General features: G+C 60.0%; 16 protein-coding genes and 1 pseudogene. 13 read left to right on the top strand and 4 right to left on the bottom strand.

The window, feature by feature from the left end:
- Positions 1–226 precede the first annotated feature (226 nt).
- Entirely contained in the window at positions 227–1,162 is a 936-nt protein-coding gene (locus ACR3EN_RS08545) for a hydrogen peroxide-inducible genes activator (RefSeq protein ID WP_480824762.1), read from the top strand.
- 58 nt (positions 1,163–1,220) lie between these two features.
- Here ACR3EN_RS08545 and ACR3EN_RS08540 read toward each other — a convergent pair whose 3' ends face one another.
- Both ACR3EN_RS08540 and ACR3EN_RS08535 read right to left on the bottom strand, forming a co-directional pair.
- Positions 1,221–2,456: an adenylate/guanylate cyclase domain-containing protein gene (locus ACR3EN_RS08540; RefSeq protein ID WP_480870973.1), complete on the bottom strand. Its 1,236-nt coding sequence runs from the start codon at positions 2,454–2,456 to the stop codon at positions 1,221–1,223.
- Between the two features lie 62 nt (positions 2,457–2,518).
- On the bottom strand, positions 2,519–2,971 hold the full coding sequence (locus ACR3EN_RS08535) for a MarR family winged helix-turn-helix transcriptional regulator (RefSeq protein ID WP_480870971.1): 453 nt from the start codon (positions 2,969–2,971) through the stop codon (positions 2,519–2,521).
- 58 nt (positions 2,972–3,029) lie between these two features.
- On the opposite strand from ACR3EN_RS08535, the gene hmgA reads away from it, so the two are divergent.
- The 8 genes from hmgA to ACR3EN_RS08495 all read left to right on the top strand — a co-directional run bounded on the left by hmgA (position 3,030) and on the right by ACR3EN_RS08495 (position 10,237).
- A complete protein-coding gene (gene hmgA / locus ACR3EN_RS08530) occupies positions 3,030–4,385 on the top strand; it encodes a homogentisate 1,2-dioxygenase (protein ID WP_480870970.1) in 1,356 nt (451 codons plus the stop codon).
- A 66-nt stretch (positions 4,386–4,451) separates the two neighbouring features.
- Complete coding sequence (fahA, locus tag ACR3EN_RS08525; protein ID WP_480870968.1) at positions 4,452–5,708, top strand: fumarylacetoacetase; 1,257 nt, start codon at positions 4,452–4,454, stop codon at positions 5,706–5,708.
- A 10-nt stretch (positions 5,709–5,718) separates the two neighbouring features.
- Positions 5,719–6,669 carry an MBL fold metallo-hydrolase gene (locus tag ACR3EN_RS08520; protein WP_480824772.1) on the top strand — a complete coding sequence of 317 codons (951 nt, stop codon included), beginning with the start codon at positions 5,719–5,721 and terminating at the stop codon, positions 6,667–6,669.
- 137 nt (positions 6,670–6,806) lie between these two features.
- Positions 6,807–8,417: an FAD-dependent oxidoreductase gene (locus ACR3EN_RS08515; RefSeq protein WP_480824774.1), complete on the top strand. Its 1,611-nt coding sequence runs from the start codon at positions 6,807–6,809 to the stop codon at positions 8,415–8,417.
- A gap of 5 nt (positions 8,418–8,422) precedes the next feature.
- The gene (locus ACR3EN_RS08510; protein ID WP_480734079.1) at positions 8,423–8,620 is read left to right on the top strand and encodes a DUF2783 domain-containing protein; all 198 of its coding nucleotides are present in this window, start codon (positions 8,423–8,425) and stop codon (positions 8,618–8,620) included.
- A 5-nt stretch (positions 8,621–8,625) separates the two neighbouring features.
- Complete coding sequence (locus ACR3EN_RS08505; protein ID WP_480860430.1) at positions 8,626–9,168, top strand: VOC family protein; 543 nt, start codon at positions 8,626–8,628, stop codon at positions 9,166–9,168.
- Between the two features lie 7 nt (positions 9,169–9,175).
- Positions 9,176–9,814 (top strand): maleylacetoacetate isomerase, encoded by a 639-nt coding sequence (gene maiA / locus ACR3EN_RS08500; RefSeq protein ID WP_480824779.1) that lies wholly within the window; start codon positions 9,176–9,178, stop codon positions 9,812–9,814.
- A 90-nt stretch (positions 9,815–9,904) separates the two neighbouring features.
- Positions 9,905–10,237 (top strand): DOPA 4,5-dioxygenase family protein, encoded by a 333-nt coding sequence (locus ACR3EN_RS08495; protein ID WP_480824781.1) that lies wholly within the window; start codon positions 9,905–9,907, stop codon positions 10,235–10,237.
- A gap of 102 nt (positions 10,238–10,339) precedes the next feature.
- On the opposite strand, the gene ACR3EN_RS08490 is transcribed toward ACR3EN_RS08495, so the two are convergent.
- A complete protein-coding gene (locus ACR3EN_RS08490) occupies positions 10,340–11,968 on the bottom strand; it encodes an acyl-CoA synthetase (protein ID WP_480870966.1) in 1,629 nt (542 codons plus the stop codon).
- A 219-nt stretch (positions 11,969–12,187) separates the two neighbouring features.
- On the opposite strand from ACR3EN_RS08490, the gene ACR3EN_RS08485 reads away from it, so the two are divergent.
- From ACR3EN_RS08485 to ACR3EN_RS08470, 4 genes and pseudogenes are all read left to right on the top strand, one after another.
- Positions 12,188–13,579, top strand: coding sequence for an aminotransferase family protein (locus ACR3EN_RS08485; RefSeq protein ID WP_480824785.1), 1,392 nt, complete (start codon positions 12,188–12,190; stop codon positions 13,577–13,579).
- A 155-nt stretch (positions 13,580–13,734) separates the two neighbouring features.
- A complete protein-coding gene (locus tag ACR3EN_RS08480; protein ID WP_480824787.1) occupies positions 13,735–14,550 on the top strand; it encodes an ABC transporter substrate-binding protein in 816 nt (271 codons plus the stop codon).
- A gap of 1 nt (position 14,551) precedes the next feature.
- Positions 14,552–15,384: pseudogene (locus tag ACR3EN_RS08475) on the top strand (amino acid ABC transporter permease).
- Positions 15,384–16,115 carry an amino acid ABC transporter ATP-binding protein gene (locus ACR3EN_RS08470; protein WP_480824791.1) on the top strand — a complete coding sequence of 244 codons (732 nt, stop codon included), beginning with the start codon at positions 15,384–15,386 and terminating at the stop codon, positions 16,113–16,115. Before ACR3EN_RS08475 ends, ACR3EN_RS08470 begins: the two are co-directional and overlap by 1 nt.
- A gap of 17 nt (positions 16,116–16,132) precedes the next feature.
- Here ACR3EN_RS08470 and ACR3EN_RS08465 read toward each other — a convergent pair whose 3' ends face one another.
- On the bottom strand, positions 16,133–17,143 hold the full coding sequence (locus ACR3EN_RS08465; RefSeq protein ID WP_480824793.1) for an Ldh family oxidoreductase: 1,011 nt from the start codon (positions 17,141–17,143) through the stop codon (positions 16,133–16,135).
- Positions 17,144–17,145: the final 2 nt, after the last annotated feature.

Raw genomic sequence — 17,145 nt, 5'->3', positions numbered from 1 at the left:
ATGTTTCGAAAGGACCCCTTGAGAGCGCAACCGGCCAAGCGGTACCGCGCTCCCAAGAGGGTGGGTAGATTTCGATTGAATGTAGTTGTTCTGAATATTCATAAAGACCTCCGAGCCAACGCAACAACACAAAGCGCTCTAAAAACGTGCCTTTAAGAATAATCGGGTGTTCCGATGCAATATGATAGCCTATGGTCATGGAATAAATGATTGGAAAAACCTATCAATGAATCTCAACCTGACGTTAAAACAACTTCTCTACTTTCGGGCGCTGGCCGAAACCGGGCATTATCGGAAAGCGGCCGAGCGTATTGGGATCAGCCAGCCATCCTTGAGTCTTCAGATCGCAAATCTGGAAACGGCGCTTGGCTTGAATCTGGTCGAACGTGGTCGAGCGGGCGCAATGCTGACTCCGGAAGGCCGCGAAGTGCTTGAGAAAACGCGCAGCATTCTGTCGGATGTTACCGCGTTGCAAGAGACCTCGACCAGGATGAAGTCCGAGTTTGCGGGCAGCTTCCGGCTCGGCGCATCGCCCACGCTGGGGCCATACTTGTTGCCGCGCGTCTTTCGCCATTTGCATCAGAACCACCCGGATTTAAGGCTGATTGTGCGAGATGGCGCACCATCCGACCTGCTTCAGGACCTGCTGGCAGGCGTCCATGATGTCATTCTGACGCAATTGCCGGTCAGTTCGACTGATGTCATTGTCTTGCGTTTGCTCAGGGAGCCTCTGCATCTGGCCGTCGCCCTCGATCACCCGCTTGCCGAAAGAGATATTGTTGAAGATGCCGATCTCAACGGGGAAAACGTGCTCGTGCTCTCGCGGCGGTTTATCCTTCACAGCCAGATTGAGGAATTGGCCAAAGAGGTCGGAGCAAACCTTCTGTACGACTATGAAGGCACGAGTCTGGACGCGATCCGGCAAATGACCGCAATGAATATCGGCGTTTCGCTTCTGCCTTCGCTTTATGCAGCGTCCGAAGTCCCTGACTTGGGCAGAGACGTCGCGGTAATCCCCTATCGCCCGGGACGACTGCACAGATCAATTGGCCTGGTCTGGCGCACCTCAAGCGGGCACCATCGTGCCTTCAATTTCATTGCCGATGTCATTTGCCATGTGGCGCGTGCAGAATTTACGGGGCTGATCAGCGTCGAACGATAGCTGTGTTGCGAAGGCTCTGGCATCAACTGGCTGTTATGGGCCGAACCATCAACGGCTTTCATTCGGTCTCGCGATACACCGTAAACAGCTCTTTCGGTTCGGCGACACCGCGCAGCATATACCGCCCAACCGAGATCAAATCCGGATCGCAAGGCTCTGCCGCGCGGGCAACATCGTCCGAGATCAGGATACGCTGCCCCAAGGACCGGTGCATACCGGCGATCCGAGCGGTCTGATTGACCGCTGGCCCTATCACAGTGAAATCCAGACGACTGTCAGACCCGATATTGCCGTACAGAATCTCGCCGGAATGGAGCGCAAGCGTATAATTCGAAACCCGTTGACCACGGGCGGCACGTTGCGCGTTCAGCGCGGCCATCTGCTCTTGCAAAAGGCTTACTGCAGCCAACGCGGCGCGGGCGTCGGCGTCGCTTTCGCCTACATCGAACATTGCCATAACGCCATCACCCATGAACTTCAGGATGTTGCCACCGCATTGATGGACCACATCGACCGCCACGGCGAGGTAGTCGTTCAGCATGTCGATCACTTCAGCGCCAGGCATGTCTTCGGACAGGCTGGTAAACCCCTCAAGGTCGAAATTCCAGATCACCGCATCAATCTGTTGCAACGACCCGCGGCGAATTTCACCCGATAGCACCCGCTGCCCGGCGTCGCGCCCCAGATACACACGCATCAAATCCTGCGACACCCGCGCATTCGAGGCCGACTTCAACGCCAATCCCAGATGCGGCAGCGCGCTGTTGATCAAATCCAGATCATCGTCGCGAAACCCTTCGGGCGCGTTGCTGGCCCAGGACATAAGCACGCCGTCTATGGCCTTTTTCGCGTCCCTCTGGCCGCGATGGGTGGGCACGTCAAAGCTGACGCCGGTGGCATAGTAGTCCGTTGCGCCGTTCTCTCTGAGGTCATTCAGCAACGGAAAACGACTGGCCTCGTTCTGGTCGACCAGCCGCTCGCGAATGGCATCCATCTCTTCGTTCAGCACGACGTAAAGCGGGCTTTTCTGCCATTCCTCGCTGGGTGTTTCTGAATACTCAAACGTCTGAAGATCCCCTCCACGCCCCTGATACCAACTGTAGCCGGTGCCACCATAAACAGGATGCAGCGCCGGTTGGGCCGCATGAAATCGCATCAACGGTACGCCAAGCGCAACAAGCTGATTGCAATAGCCATCCAGCAGCTCTTGTTTCCCCGCGCCTTCAAGGCCCCGGTTCACAAGCCAGTCGATAAGGTCATGCGATTTCGTCGTGCTTGGACTGGGGTCGGTCATCTCAGGTTCCTGTGTCGATGCTGATGTTGATCTGGGGTCAACAACGGTGAATTACCACCGCGTCAGTCCATTCCGGCCAAACGACGCAACATCATACGCAACAAAGCGACCTCGCCGGTCGTAAAGCGCGCAGCCAGCTTTGCATCATAGTCCCGCGCGATCCCCCGCAACTCACGATACACCGTCTGGCCAGAATGCGTTAGCGACAGACGTTCAGACCGGCGATCGGTCTCATCCCGCAGGCGCCGCAAATACCGGCACTGTTCCAACCGGCGCACCGCGCGGCTGATCTTGGTCTTGTGGATCTTGGCCCGCAGCCCGATATCCTTGGCGGTCATTTCTCCGTAATTGCCCAGATGAAACAACACGCGCCACTCGGTGCGCAGCATCCCATAGCGATTCTTATAGACCTGTTGAAATTCAAGCGAGCTTTCCTCGGCCGCCTGATTCAACAGGAAAGGCAGGAAATTTCGCAGATCAAACTCATCTTTTTCGGCATTATTCTGCTGGGTCATTCTTGTTAGTTACAAAATCAACTATTATTCGACAAGCAGTAACTTGAAGGAGCGTCCGATGAATCGCCCCACCGATCCGCACAAGATGACTCAGGCCAGCACACCCGTTGGCACCCATCCCGGCTATATGCCCGGCTTTGGCAACGACTTTGAAACCGAGGCCCTGCCCGGTGCGCTGCCGCAGGGAATGAACAGCCCGCAGAAATGTAACTATGGCCTATATGGCGAGCAACTCAGCGGCACAGCCTTCACCGCCAACCCGCCCGAACGGACGTGGTGCTATCGCATCCGGCCTTCGGTGAAGCATTCGCATCGGTATGAGAAGATCGATCTGCCCTACTGGAAATCGGCCCCGTCCGTCGACCCCGACGTGATCTCGCTGGGCCAGTACCGCTGGAACCCGGTGCCGCATTCGGATGAGGGCCTGACATGGCTGACCGGGATGCGCACGATGACCACCGCAGGTGACGTGAACACGCAGGTCGGCATGGCCAGCCATATCTATCTGGTCACCGAGTCGATGGTGGATGACTATTTCTTCTCGGCTGATTCCGAGCTGCTGGTGGTCCCGCAGGAAGGCCGCCTGCGCTTTGCCACCGAGATGGGCATCATCGACCTTGAACCGAAAGAGATCGCGATCATTCCCCGTGGCCTGCTGTACCGCGTCGAGGTATTGGAAGGCCCCGCGCGCGGTTTTGTCTGCGAGAATTACGGCCAGAAATTCGAACTGCCGGGCCGCGGCCCGATCGGGGCCAACTGCATGGCCAACCCGCGCGATTTCAAGGCGCCGGTGGCGGCATTTGAGGATCGCGAGGTGCCTTCGACCGTGACGATCAAATGGTGCGGGCAATTCCACACGACAAAGATCGGCCACAGCCCGTTGGACGTGGTCGCATGGCATGGGAACTATACGCCCTACAAATACGACCTGCGCACCTATTGCCCGGTCGGCGCGATCCTGTTCGACCATCCCGACCCGTCGATTTTCACCGTGCTGACCGCGCCCTCGGGCCAGCCGGGCACGGCCAATATCGACTTTGTCCTGTTCCGCGAACGCTGGATGGTGATGGAGGACACGTTCCGCCCGCCCTGGTATCACAAGAACATCATGTCCGAGCTGATGGGCAATATCTATGGCCAGTATGACGCCAAACCGCAGGGCTTCGTCCCCGGTGGCATGAGCCTGCACAACATGATGATCCCGCATGGACCTGACAAGGAAGCCTTTGAAAAGGCATCAAATTCCAATCTTGGCCCGGACAAGCTGGACAACACCATGTCGTTCATGTTCGAAACCCGCTTCCCGCAGCATCTGACCGCATTTGCGGCCACCGAAGCCCCGTTGCAGGATGACTACATCGATTGCTGGAGCGACATCGAAAAGAAATTCGACGGCACCCCCGGCAAGAAATGAACACCGTCTGCGATCCGAGATTATTCGTCGAATAATCTCGGACCCTGACAAAGGTCTGGAGACACTATGTCCTTGAAGAAATCCTGGGTCACATCGGCCAATTCCGCCAATCACCCGTTCCCTCTGAACAACCTGCCCTATGGGGTTTTTTCGACCGAAAAAACCGACCCCCGCTGCGGCGTGGCCATCGGTGATATGATCCTCGACGTGACTGCGGCCGAGGCTGACGGGCTGATCGCGCTGGCTGATGAACCTCTGTTCGATCTGCCCTTCTGGAACCCGCTGATGGAGGAAGGCCCCGCCGTCTGGGCCGCCCTGCGCGACCGCCTGACCGCACTGCTGGCCGAGGGCGCGGACGAACAGCACAAGGTCGAAGGCTTGCTGATCCCGCAGGACGAGGCCGAGATGCACATGCCCTTTGCCGTCAGCGAATACACCGATTTCTATGCAGGCCGGAACCATGCCTTCAACGTCGGCACCATGTTCCGCGGCCCCGAAAATGCACTGCCGCCCAACTGGCTGCACATCCCCATCGGCTATAACGGGCGCGCGTCGTCCGTGGTGGTCTCGGGCACCGATGTCCGCCGCCCCTGGGGTCAGCTGAAATCCCCCGATCAGGACTTGCCCGCCTTTCTGCCTTGCCGTCGCTTTGATATCGAGCTTGAGATGGGCGCCATTGTCGGCACGCCCTCGGACGGCCCGATCTCGGTGCAGGAGGCCGATGACGCCATCTTTGGCTACGTGCTGCTGAACGACTGGTCGGCGCGCGACATTCAGGCTTGGGAATATCAGCCGCTGGGCCCGTTCCAGGCCAAGGCCACAGCCACCTCGATCAGCCCGTGGATCGTGACCAAGGCCGCGCTGGAACCGTTCCGCTGCGACACGCCCGCGCGCGAATTCGAGCTGCTGGATCACCTGAAAGACTGCGGCCCAATGCTCTATGACATCGACCTGTCGATCACCATGGCCCCCGAGGGCCAGCCGGCAACGACCATTGCCGCGACGAACTACAACCAGATGTATTATTCGGCCGCGCAGCAACTGGCGCACCACACGACCTCGGGCTGCCCGATGAACGCGGGCGACCTGCTGGGTTCGGGCACCATCTCGGGCCCGACCAAGCCCGAGCGCGGCTCGCTGCTGGAGCTCAGCTGGGGCGGGAAAGAACCGCTGACGCTGGACACCGGCGAGACCCGCAGCTTTATCGAGGACGGAGACACGCTGACCCTGACAGGCGCTGCCAAAGGCGACGGCTATACCATCGGCTTCGGCGACTGCACCGGCACCGTCCTGCCCGCGCTTGAAAACCCATACGCACGATAAGGAACCCACCATGGCCAAGGCATTCGCGTCCCAGGGGGACATGTCGGAAAAGAAAATCTCGTTCACCGAGGTGGGCGAGGGTCTTTACGCCTTCACCGCCGAGGGCGACCCGAACTCGGGCGTCATCATCGGTGATGACAGCGTGATGATCGTCGAGGCGCAGGCGACCCCGCGCTTGGCAAGCAAGGTGATCGAATGCGTGCGCTCGGTGACGGACAAGCCGATCACCCATGTGGCGCTGACCCATTATCACGCGGTCCGCGTGCTGGGGGCCAGCGCGTTCGGCGCGCAACAGATCCTGATGTCGGACATGGCCCGCGCCATGGTCGTGGAACGCGGGCAAGAGGACTGGGATAGTGAATTCCAACGCTTCCCGCGCCTGTTTGAAGGACATGAAAGCATCCCCGGCCTGACATGGCCGACCACCACCTTCAGCGATACGATGACGGTCTATCTGGGCAACCGCCGGGTCGATCTGATGCATCTGGGCCGCGCCCACACGGCAGGCGATATCGTCATCCATGTGCCCGATCAGAACGTCATGTTCACCGGCGACATCGTCGAATACCACTCGGCCTGCTATTGCGGCGACGGGCATTTCAGCGACTGGGGCGACACGCTGGACGAGATCAAGTGGTTCGATGTGGACGCGATTGCTCCGGGGCGGGGCGACGCCCTGATCGGCAAGGACATGGTCAACGCGGCCATCGAAAACACCCGCGATTTCGTCGAAAGCACCTATCGCCCCGCGGCCAAGGTCGCGGCGCGCGGCGGCAGCCTGAAAGAAGCATGGGACGCGGTGCGCGCGGAGTGCGACCCGAAATTCGCCGATTACGCGATCTACGAACATTGCCTGCCCTTCAACGTCGCCCGCGCCTATGACGAGGCACGCGGCATCGACACCCCCCGCATCTGGACCGCCCAGCGCGATCTTGAGATGTGGGAGGCCCTGCAAGGCTAAGAATTCCGGGCCGTTTTTGATCCAGATCGTGGCGGCCCGGATTTGACGATGAAACGTTAAGTTGAGCCCTCCGCGCGGCATCGCGCCGGAGACCGGATGAGGTGCGCCCGGCGCGCAGAACACTGGGGAGAGAGACCGTGAACAAGATCTTCGAAGTTCCACTTTATGCCTACGAGGCCAGCCCGGACCAGTCGGCTTCGGCACCGGTTCGCCATCAGGTCATCGTCATCGGCGCAGGCCCCGTGGGTCTGGCCGCTGCCATCGATCTGGCCCAGCAGGGGGTCGAGGTTCTGGTGCTGGACGAAAATGACAAGGTCAGCTTCGGCAGCCGCGCCATCTGTTTCGCCAAACGCCCGCTGGAAATTCTGGATCGTCTGGGCTGTGGCCAGCCGATGGTGGACAAGGGCGTTCTGTGGAACACCGGCAAGGTGTTCTTCGACGAACGCCAGGTCTATGAGTTCAACCTGCAGCCCGACAGCGGCGATCAGCGCCCGGCCTTCATCAATCTGCAGCAGTACTACTTCGAAGAATATCTGGTCGACCGGGTCCGCGAATTGCAGGCCCAGGGCGCGCCGATCGAGATCCGCGGCCGCAACAAGGTCGAGGCGGTCGGCACCCATCACGACCACACCAAGCTTGAAGTCGAAACCCCCGAAGGGTCCTATACGGTCGAGGCCGACTGGGTGATCGCCTGCGACGGGGCCGCCTCGCCCATGCGCACCATGCTGGGCAAGGATTTCGTGGGCCGCGTGTTCGAAGACAACTTCCTGATCGCTGACGTGATCATGGAGGCGGATTTCCCCTCGGAGCGCTGGTTTTGGTTCGATCCACCCTTCAACAAGGGGCAATCGGCGCTACTGCACAAGCAACCCGACGGGGTCTGGCGCATCGACCTGCAACTGGGCTGGGACATCGACAAGGAACGCGAAAAGCGCCCCGAAAACGTCATCCCGCGCCTCAAGGCCATGCTGGGCGACGACGTGGAGTTCGAGCTGGAATGGGTCAGCATCTATACCTTCCAGTGCCGCCGGATGGAGCAGTTCCGTCATGGCCGCGTGATTTTTGCCGGCGACAGCGCCCATCAGGTCAGCCCGTTTGGCGCGCGCGGGGCGAATTCCGGTCTGCAAGACACCGACAACCTGTGTTGGAAGCTGAAACTGGTGATCGACGGCAAAGCGCCCGAGTCGTTGCTGGACAGCTACGATACCGAGCGTATCCACGGTGCGGATGAGAACATCCTGAACTCGACCCGCTCCACCGATTTCATCACGCCGAAATCGCAGATGTCCCGCCTGCTGCGCGATGCGGTACTGGACCTGAGCGAGCATTACGATTTCGCTCGTCCCATGGTAAATTCGGGCCGGCTGAGCGTGCCTTGCGTCTATGACGGCTCACCGCTGAACTCGGCGGATGCGCTGAATGGCCCGGCCCAGACCCGCCCCGGCGCGCCCTGCCCGGATGCGCCCTTGGGCGACGGTTTCCTGCTGTCGAAACTGGCCGGGCAGTTCACGCTGCTGACCATCGACGCCGATGCGCCGGATGAGATCGAGGTCGACGGGGTCGTAGTCAAGCGCCTTGCGCTCTCGGTTAAGGACGACCCCACGCTGACGCTGAAGCGCCGCTATCTGGGCGATGCGACCAGCGCGGTCTACCTGATCCGACCCGATCAGCATGTGGCAGCGCGCCGCGACAGCTATGAAGAAAACGCATTCCGGCACGCGGTCCGCCGCGCCACCGGCAAGGAGTAAGCGATATGACCGATCTGATCCTGTCTCCCAACCTGACCCATGCGGATGATTTCTATGCCGACCTGCTGGCCGCCCATGAGGGTCTTGATAAAGCCGACAGCGACGCGCTGAACGCGCGGCTGGTGTTGGTGCTGGCCAACCACATCGGCGACAACGCCGTGCTGAAACAGGCGCTGGACGCCGCCGCGCTGAAACAAGGATAAGCGTCATGAAAATCGAACAGATTCACCACGTCGCCTATCGCTGCAAGGACGCGAAAGAGACCGTCGAATGGTATGGCAAGATGCTGAACATGGATTTCATTCTGGCGATTGCCGAAGACCATGTGCCCTCGACCCATGAACCCGATCCTTACATGCACCTGTTTCTGGATGCCGGGAACGGCAACGTGCTGGCCTTCTTTGAACTGCCCACCAAACCCGAAATGGGCCGCGATCCGAACACGCCGATCTGGGTGCAGCACATTGCCTTCAAGGTGAAGGACCGCGACGAGTTGATCGCCTTCAAGGACCACCTCGAGGCCAACGGGGTCGAGGTTCTGGGCGTGACCGACCATTCGATCTTTCATTCGATCTATTTCTTCGATCCCAATGGCCATCGCGTCGAACTGGCCTGCCCGGACCCGGAAGAAGAGGCGATGCTGGCCCGGCTGGATTCGGTCAAATGGGATATGCTCGAGGAATGGTCGCGCACCAAGAAGGCGCCTCAGCATGCTGACTGGCTGCACGCCAAGGAACTGAGCAAGGGCTGAACACTGAATGTCTGATGTGGTTCTCTATGACTACTGGCGATCCTCTGCCAGCTACCGGCTGCGGATCGCGCTGAATCTGGCAGGCATCACTTATCGCCCGGTGGTGGTCGATCTGGTCGGCGGAGCACATCGCGCGCCAGAGCATCTTGCGCGCAATCCGCAAGGGCTGGTGCCGGTGCTTGAGATTGACGGGCTGCGCCTGACGCAATCGCTGGCGATCCTCGACTATCTGGATGAGACCCGAGACATGGGCCTGCTGCCGCAAGACCCGGCCCACCGGGCTGCGGCGCGGGCTTTGGCACACAGTATCGCGGTGGATATCCACCCAGTCTGCAACCTGTCCGTGGCGCGCCACGCGACCGCACTAAGCGGCGGCGCAGGCGATATGCCCGGCGACTGGATGCGCCATTTCATCCGCCCGGGCCTGCTCGCCTTCGAGGCCCTGCTGGGCGGGTTCGACCAGACGCCGTTCTGCACGGGCGATACGCCCGGTCTGGCCGATATCTGCCTGATCCCGCAGCTCTACAACGCCCGCCGCTGGGAGGTCGATCTGTCCGATATGCCCCGCCTGCTGGCGGTCGAAGCGGTCTGTGCGGACCATCCCGCCTTTGCGGCGGCGCACCCGGATATGCACGCCCCCGCCTGAGGCTGCGCACAAGGTCTGTGTATCGGCGCGTGTGTGCAAAACCCGGCGACGGGCGTAAATTGGGTGCATCCGACACACGGGAGGTTCCCAATGCCAGAGATCACCGGCTATCACGCCCATGTCTATTTCGACGCCGAAACGCAGCAAACGGCGCAGCAGGTCTGCGAAGAGGCCGCACGCCTGTTCCCGGACGTGCAGATGGGTCGAATGCACGCCCGAAATGTCGGCCCGCACCCGCGCTGGAGCTGCCAGTTGGGTTTCCCTGCTGCGGCGTTCGATCAGGTCTTTCCCTGGCTGATCCTGAACCGGAATGGGCTGACAATCTTTACCCACCCAGAAACCGGCGATCATCTGACCGATCACCGCGACCGCGCCATCTGGATGGGTGAGATGCTGGAGCTTGATCTGTCGATCTTCGATTAAAAACCCTCGGGGGTTCTCTCGAGGTATTTTAGAACAAAAGAAGCAAGGCGTTACGCCTGAAGGTGCAGTAACGCCCAGCCACAGCGGGTCGGGTTGGCCGCGCTATGTCAATGCGCGCGCCTGATCACGCAGGATGAATTTCTGGATTTTGCCCGTCGAAGTTTTGGGTAGCGCCCCGAAAACGACCGTCTTGGGCGCTTTGAAATGGGCCATGTGATCGCGGCAAAAGGCGATGATATCGGCCTCGCTTGCCTCCGCTTGCGGTTTCAGTTCGATAAAAGCGCAGGGCGTTTCGCCCCATTTCTCATCCGGTCGGGCGACGACGGCCGCCTCCATCACGGCGGGGTGTTTGTAGAGGGTATCCTCAACCTCAACGGACGAAATATTCTCACCGCCCGAAATGATGATGTCCTTGGACCGGTCTTTCAGCGCGATATAGCCATCGGGGTGCATGACCCCCAGATCACCCGAGGCAAACCATCCACCCTTGAAGGCTTGGTCGGTCGCCTCGGCATTCTTGAGATAACCCTTCATGACGATATTGCCCTGCATGAAGATCTCACCCATCGTTTCGCCATCGGCAGGCACGGGCTCCAGCGTTTCCGGGTCGGCCACCATCAGACCCGAGAGCGCCACATATTTGACGCCCTGACGGACTTTCAGCGCGGCGCGGTCTTCGGCCTCTTTGCTGTTCCATTCGTCTTTCCAGGCGCAGACAACGGACGGCCCGTAGGTTTCCGTAAGGCCATAGACATGGGTGACCTCGACCCCCATCCCCTCCATCGCTTCGATCACTTTGGCGGGCGGTGGCGCACCGGCGGTCATCACCTTGATCTGCTGGCTGAAATCCTTCAGATAATCGGGCGCGTTGGCCAGCATGTTCAGCACGATGGGCGCGCCGCAGAAATGCGTCACACCTTCGTCGCGGAAGGCGCGATAGATCGGCTCGTCCCGCACGGCACGCAGGCAGATGGATGTGCCCGCATTGGCCGCCATGGTCCACGGAAAGCACCAGCCGTTGCAATGGAACATCGGCAAGGTCCATAGATAGACCGAATGCTGCGGCATCCCCCATGTCAGAATGTTCGACGTCGCGTTCAGCGCGGCCCCCCGGTGGTGATAGACCACACCCTTGGGGTTGCCGGTGGTGCCCGAGGTATAGTTCAGCGTGATCGCGTCCCATTCGTCGGCAGGCAGGGACCAGTCAAACTCGGGATCCCCTTCAGCCAGAAGCGCCTCATAGGTCAGGTCGCCCAGCCGTTCGCCACCATCAAAGCTGTGATCTTCGATGTCGATGACCAGCACATCATGATCCACGTGCGCCAGGGCTTGTTTCACAACCCCCGAGAATTCCGGGTCAACCAGCAGAACCTTTGCCTCGGCATGGTTGAGGACAAAGGCAATGATCGGCGCATCCAGCCGCGTGTTGATTGCATTCAGAACCGCCCCTGCCATGGGCACGCCAAAATGGGCCTCGTAGAGTTCGGGGGTGTTGGCGGCGATGATCGACACCGTATCGCCCTGCCCCACCCCTCGGGCCCTCAACGCGCTGGCCAGACGGCGGCAACGCGCATAAGTCTGCGCCCAGGTATACCTGCGATCGCCATAAACCACAGACGGATAGTCCGGATAAACCGCTGCCGTGCGTTCAATATAGCTTAACGGGGACAGCGGCGTGAAATTCGCCGGACCTTTGTCCAGATGCTGTTCATAGATGTTTGCGGCGCTCATCTGGTGCTCCTCCCAAACGCGACAGACTTGAGGTATTGAGCACAAAGATTACGGCAAAACAAACCCGTAATAATACGCGATTTTGATACACTGGCGCTATTCTATGGGTTAATCTGGCCCTACTGCGCGGGTCCCATTCGCGTTGATCTGCAGCATCACGTCACTGCGCGCCCGTCCGGGAGTTTGATTCCTGCGCGCCTTACCCTGAAAGGATATGTCATGGACGGCACGTTCAACGAAAACGATCTTTCGCGCATTGTCGAAGCCGACCGTGCGCATATCTGGCATCACCTGATCCAGCATAAGCCCTTTGAAACCAACGATCCCCGTATCATCGTCGAAGGCAAGGGCATGCGTGTCTGGGATCAGAACGGCAAAGAGCATCTGGACGCGGTCTCGGGCGGGGTCTGGACTGTGAATGTGGGCTATGGCCGCGAAACCATCTGCAAGGCCGTTTATGACCAGTTGATGAAACTGTGCTATTTCGCGCAATCCGCGGGGTCGATTCCGGGGTCGATTTTTGCTGAGAAGCTGATCAGCAAGATGCCGGGTATGAGCCGGGTCTACTATATGAACTCGGGGTCTGAGGCGAACGAGAAAGCGTTCAAGATGGTGCGCCAGATCGCGCACAAGAAGTACGGCGGCAAGAAGACCAAAATCCTGTACCGGGACCGTGACTATCACGGCTCGACCCTGGCGGCGATGTCGGCAGGTGGTCAGGACGAGCGCAACGCGCAATACGGCCCCTTTGCACCCGATTTCGTGCGCGTGCCCCATTGTATGGAATACCGCAAACACGAATTGGACGGCGCGCCCGAGGAAAACTTTGGTGAATGGGCCGCCGATCAGATCGAAGAGGTGATCCTGCGCGAAGGCCCCGATACCGTGGGCGCCCTGTGCCTTGAGCCTGTGACAGCCGGCGGCGGCGTGATCGAAGCACCCGAGGGCTATTGGCAGCGCGTGCAGGAGATTTGCGACAAGTATGACATCCTGCTGCATATCGACGAGGTGGTTTGCGGCGTAGGGCGCACCGGCACGTGGTTCGGCTATCAGCAATATGGTGTCAAACCGGACTTTGTGACTATGGCCAAGGGCGTCGCATCGGGTTACGCGGCGATTGCCTGCATGGTCACGACCGAGGAAATCTTTGACATGTTCAAAGACAACGCCGATGACCCGATGAACTATTTCCGCGACATCTCGACCTTTGGTGGCTGCACCGCCGGCCCGGCAGCGGCGATCGAAAACATGCGGATTATCGAAGACGAAAACCTGCTGCAGAACTGCACCGATATGGGCGCGCGGATGCGCGGTAACCTGCAGGCGCTGATGGAAAAGCACAAAGTCATCGGAGATGTGCGCGGCAAAGGGCTATTTCTTGGCGCTGAACTGGTTGCCGACCGCGCAAGTCGCGAGCCGGTGAACGAGAAGATGGCACAGGCCGTCGTCGCCGATTGTATGGCGCAAGGCGTGATCATCGGCGTCACCAACCGCTCGGTCCCTGGCAAGAACAACACGCTGTGCTTCTCGCCCGCGCTGATTGCGACACCGGACGATATCGACCAGATCACCGATGCCGTGGACGGCGCCTTGGGGCGGGTATTCGGCTAAGCGATCGGTCCAGGAAGACCTCTGCAGGCCCGCCGATCACCGGCGGGCTTTTGCGTCGCCTGAACCTTGCATCAGGTGGGTCAAAACCCGCGCTGGACAGTACCCGCGGGCAGAACTACCGTATCCGCAAAGCAATCCAGCAGGAGTTTCCAACGATGTCCAAGATACTCTCAATCGCGGCAGGTTCTGTGTTGTGCCTTTCAACAGCGGCCTTCGCAGATGGGCACTGTGCCGCTGGGAAAACTCTGACAGATGGCAAGCTGACCATCGCAACCGGCAACCCGGCCTACTACCCGTGGGTCATCGATGACACGCCCGAGTCCGGCGAAGGGTTCGAGGCCGCCGTCGCCTATGCGGTGGCTGCGGAAATGGGCTTTGACGCGGCGAATGTCGTCTGGGTCAGATCGTCGTTCGATGAAGCGATTCAACCCGGCGCCAAGGAATTCGACATCAACATGCAGCAATACTCGATCACGCCCGAGCGGGATCAGGTCGTCGACTTCTCAACCCCGTATTACACCGCGCCCATGGCGGTACTGGTCAGCCCCGGCGCGACCGATACGGCCCCGACGCTGGATGCGCTGAAAGGGTTGCAATGGGGTGCGGTCGGCACCACCACCGCCGTGCCGAAGCTGGCCAGCATCATTCAGCCCGACAGCGACCCACTGCTTTACGGTGACAATGCGGATGTGAATGCCGCGATGAGTGCAAACCAGATCGACGCGGCGTTGTTCGATCTGCCAACCGCGTTGTTCCTGAGCGCGGTGATGATCGAAGGATCAAAGGTCATCGGTCAGTTTCCAGCGGATGAAAGCGACAACCCCGATCAGTTCGGCATGTTGATGGAAGAGGGAAACCCGTTGAAGGAATGCGTCGATCAGGCGTTGGCCGCTTTGGCCACCAGCGGTGCACTGGCCGAGATCGAGGCCAAGTGGTTGCAGGATTCAACCGGTGTCCCGCTGATCAAGTGACATGAGCAATCAAAAGGCGGGCGGGATGACCCGCCGGGAACGTTATGAGGCGCAGCAGCGCCGCAGGTCTTTGGTGATCGCGGCAACCAGCACGATCACTGTGATTGCTGCGTTGTATGTCCTTGTGCCTCTGGCCCCGGCTGGGCCAAAGTCCAACAGAGCTTTTTCAATGTTGAAGTTCTGGTCAAAACCTTCCCGAAGCTGCTTGAAGCGTTTCGGATCAACGTGATGATCTTTGCATGGTCGGCACCGGCCATCGCCATTCTTGGCCTGCTGATTGCGCTGGCGCGCGACGTCAAATCCCCGGCCCTGTTTCCGTTGCGCATTTTCGGGGCCGCGTTTACCGACGTTTTTCGGGGTGTTCCTGTCATCCTGACAGTTTACTTGATCGGGTTCGGCATTCCGGGCCTCGGGCTGCCGCGTCCGTGGAACTCGCCCTATATCTGGGGCACGCTGGCCCTTGTGTTGACTTACTCGGCCTATGTTGCCGAAATCTTCCGATCCGGCATCGACAGCGTGCATCATAGCCAACGCGCCGCAGCTCTGTCTCTGGGTCTGTCCGAGCGGCAGGTGATGCGCGACGTCGTCCTGCCGCAAGCGATCCGCAACGTGGTGCCGTCACAAATGAACATGCTGATTGCCCTGCAAAAAGACGTCTCGTTGCTCAGTTTCATCGGACCGGTCGAGATCTTTCGGCAGGCCGGTGTGTTTAAATCCCTTCTGGCCAATTTTACGCCATATGTCGGGGCCGCGATCATCTTTCTGATCGTCACAATTCCGGCGACGCGTTATGCCGACCACCTGATGGCGCGCCAGACGCGAGAGAGGCGCTGATGCCCAAACTGGAACTTCGCGGCGTCGTGAAACGCTTTGGCGACCGCACGGTCTGTGACGGCATCAATCTGACTGTGGACGAGGGCCAGATGGTCTGCCTGATCGGTGCGTCCGGGTCCGGCAAATCCACCCTGCTGCGGTGCATCAACCTGCTGGAACCGATCGAGGACGGAGCGATCTTTCTGGATGGCGATGATATTGCGATACCCGGCCTAAACCCGCAATCCATCCGCGCCCGGATCGGGATCGTATTTCAAAGCTTCAACCTGTTCCCTCACATGACAGCGCTGGACAACGTCCTGCTCGCCCCGCGCCGGGTTCGTGGCCTCTCGCGCGCCGACCTGCTGCCCGAGGTTGAGGCCCTGTTCGACCGGTTCGGGCTTGCAGATCGGATGCAGCACTATCCCGATCAGTTGTCGGGTGGGCAGCAACAGCGGGTCGCAATCGTCCGGGCGCTGGCCATGCAGCCCGAAGTCATGTTGTTTGATGAGATCACTTCGGCGCTTGATCCCCAGCTTGTGGGCGAAGTCCTGGATGTTCTATTGGCGCTGAAACAGCAGGGTATGACGATGGTGATGGCCACCCATGAGATGGGTTTCGCCCGTGAAGCCGCAGACAAGGTCTGTTTTCTGGACGGCGGGCGGATCATCGAAGAAGGTCCACCCGCTGTGCTGTTCGAAAAACCGGCACATCAAGCGACCAGCGCCTTTCTGGCCCGCGCGCTGAAATAGATCGTCCCGCGCCGGCGCTATTTTAGCATGGCCTCAATCCGAGTCAGCGTGGCAACGTTCACAGCGACCCCTTGCTCGGCTGCCCGCTGCCGACAACCACGACGCCCGTCACCAGGAAGATGCGCATGTTCTTGTCCACGGATTGCCGCGACTAGCTGGCCAATTCCGTCTGCAAAATCGCCGGTCCCGGTCGCTTCGGGGTCAATTGCGATAAAGAACTGACCGGTCTTCGGCGGCCCTCCGGCCGTGCCCGAAAACGGTGAGGCATGGATGCCCAGCGTCGCCCCGGTCAGCGCTGCGGCAAGCACTTCGGTCAACAGGGCCACGCCGACGCCTTTGTATCCACCCGAAGGGGCCATCGACCCCTTGAGCCCCACTGCCGGGTCAGTCGTTGGATTACCCTCGGCGTCCAGCGCCCAGCCGACCGGGATCGGTTTTCCCTCGCGCGCGTGCTTCATAACCTCGCTTTTTGCGATCGTGCTGGCGCTCTGGTCGATCAATAAGGCGGGTTGGCCATCCTCGCCGGGGACGGCTATTGAAAACGGGTTGGTCCCGACAACCGGCTTGGCACCACCAGACGGCGCAATCGAGGCTGGCGCGTTGGTGAACCCAAGCCCCACAAGGCCTGCCTGCGCCAGCCGGAAGGTATGATATCCCAGCACACCGCAATTATAGCTGTTTCGGATCGCCAAAGCCGCGACACCTTGCGCGCGCGCCGCAGGGATCAGCGCCTCGAATCCCGCATCAATGGCAGCGTGGGCAAAACCGGTGGCTGCATCGACAGTCACCACACCGGGGCGCGGCTGCGAGAGCTTTGGGGTGGCCAGACCATCCACCTTTCCGCACTGAACATGTTCGCAATAGATCGGAATGTACGCCAGACCGTGGCTTGCTACCCCGTCCGCTTCGGTCGCGGCCGTCGCCAGCGCCAAGGGTCGCGCGTTTTCCGGGCTTGTTCCTGCGGCCACCAGCGCGCGGAACGACAAATCCTCGATTTCAGCCAGGGTCAGGGTGCGGGTTTCGATCATAT

Source organism: Ruegeria sp. G7, assembly GCF_056535465.1.
The sequence above is the reverse complement of the archived record's forward strand: the minus strand, read 5'-3'. Positions and strand labels throughout refer to the sequence as shown.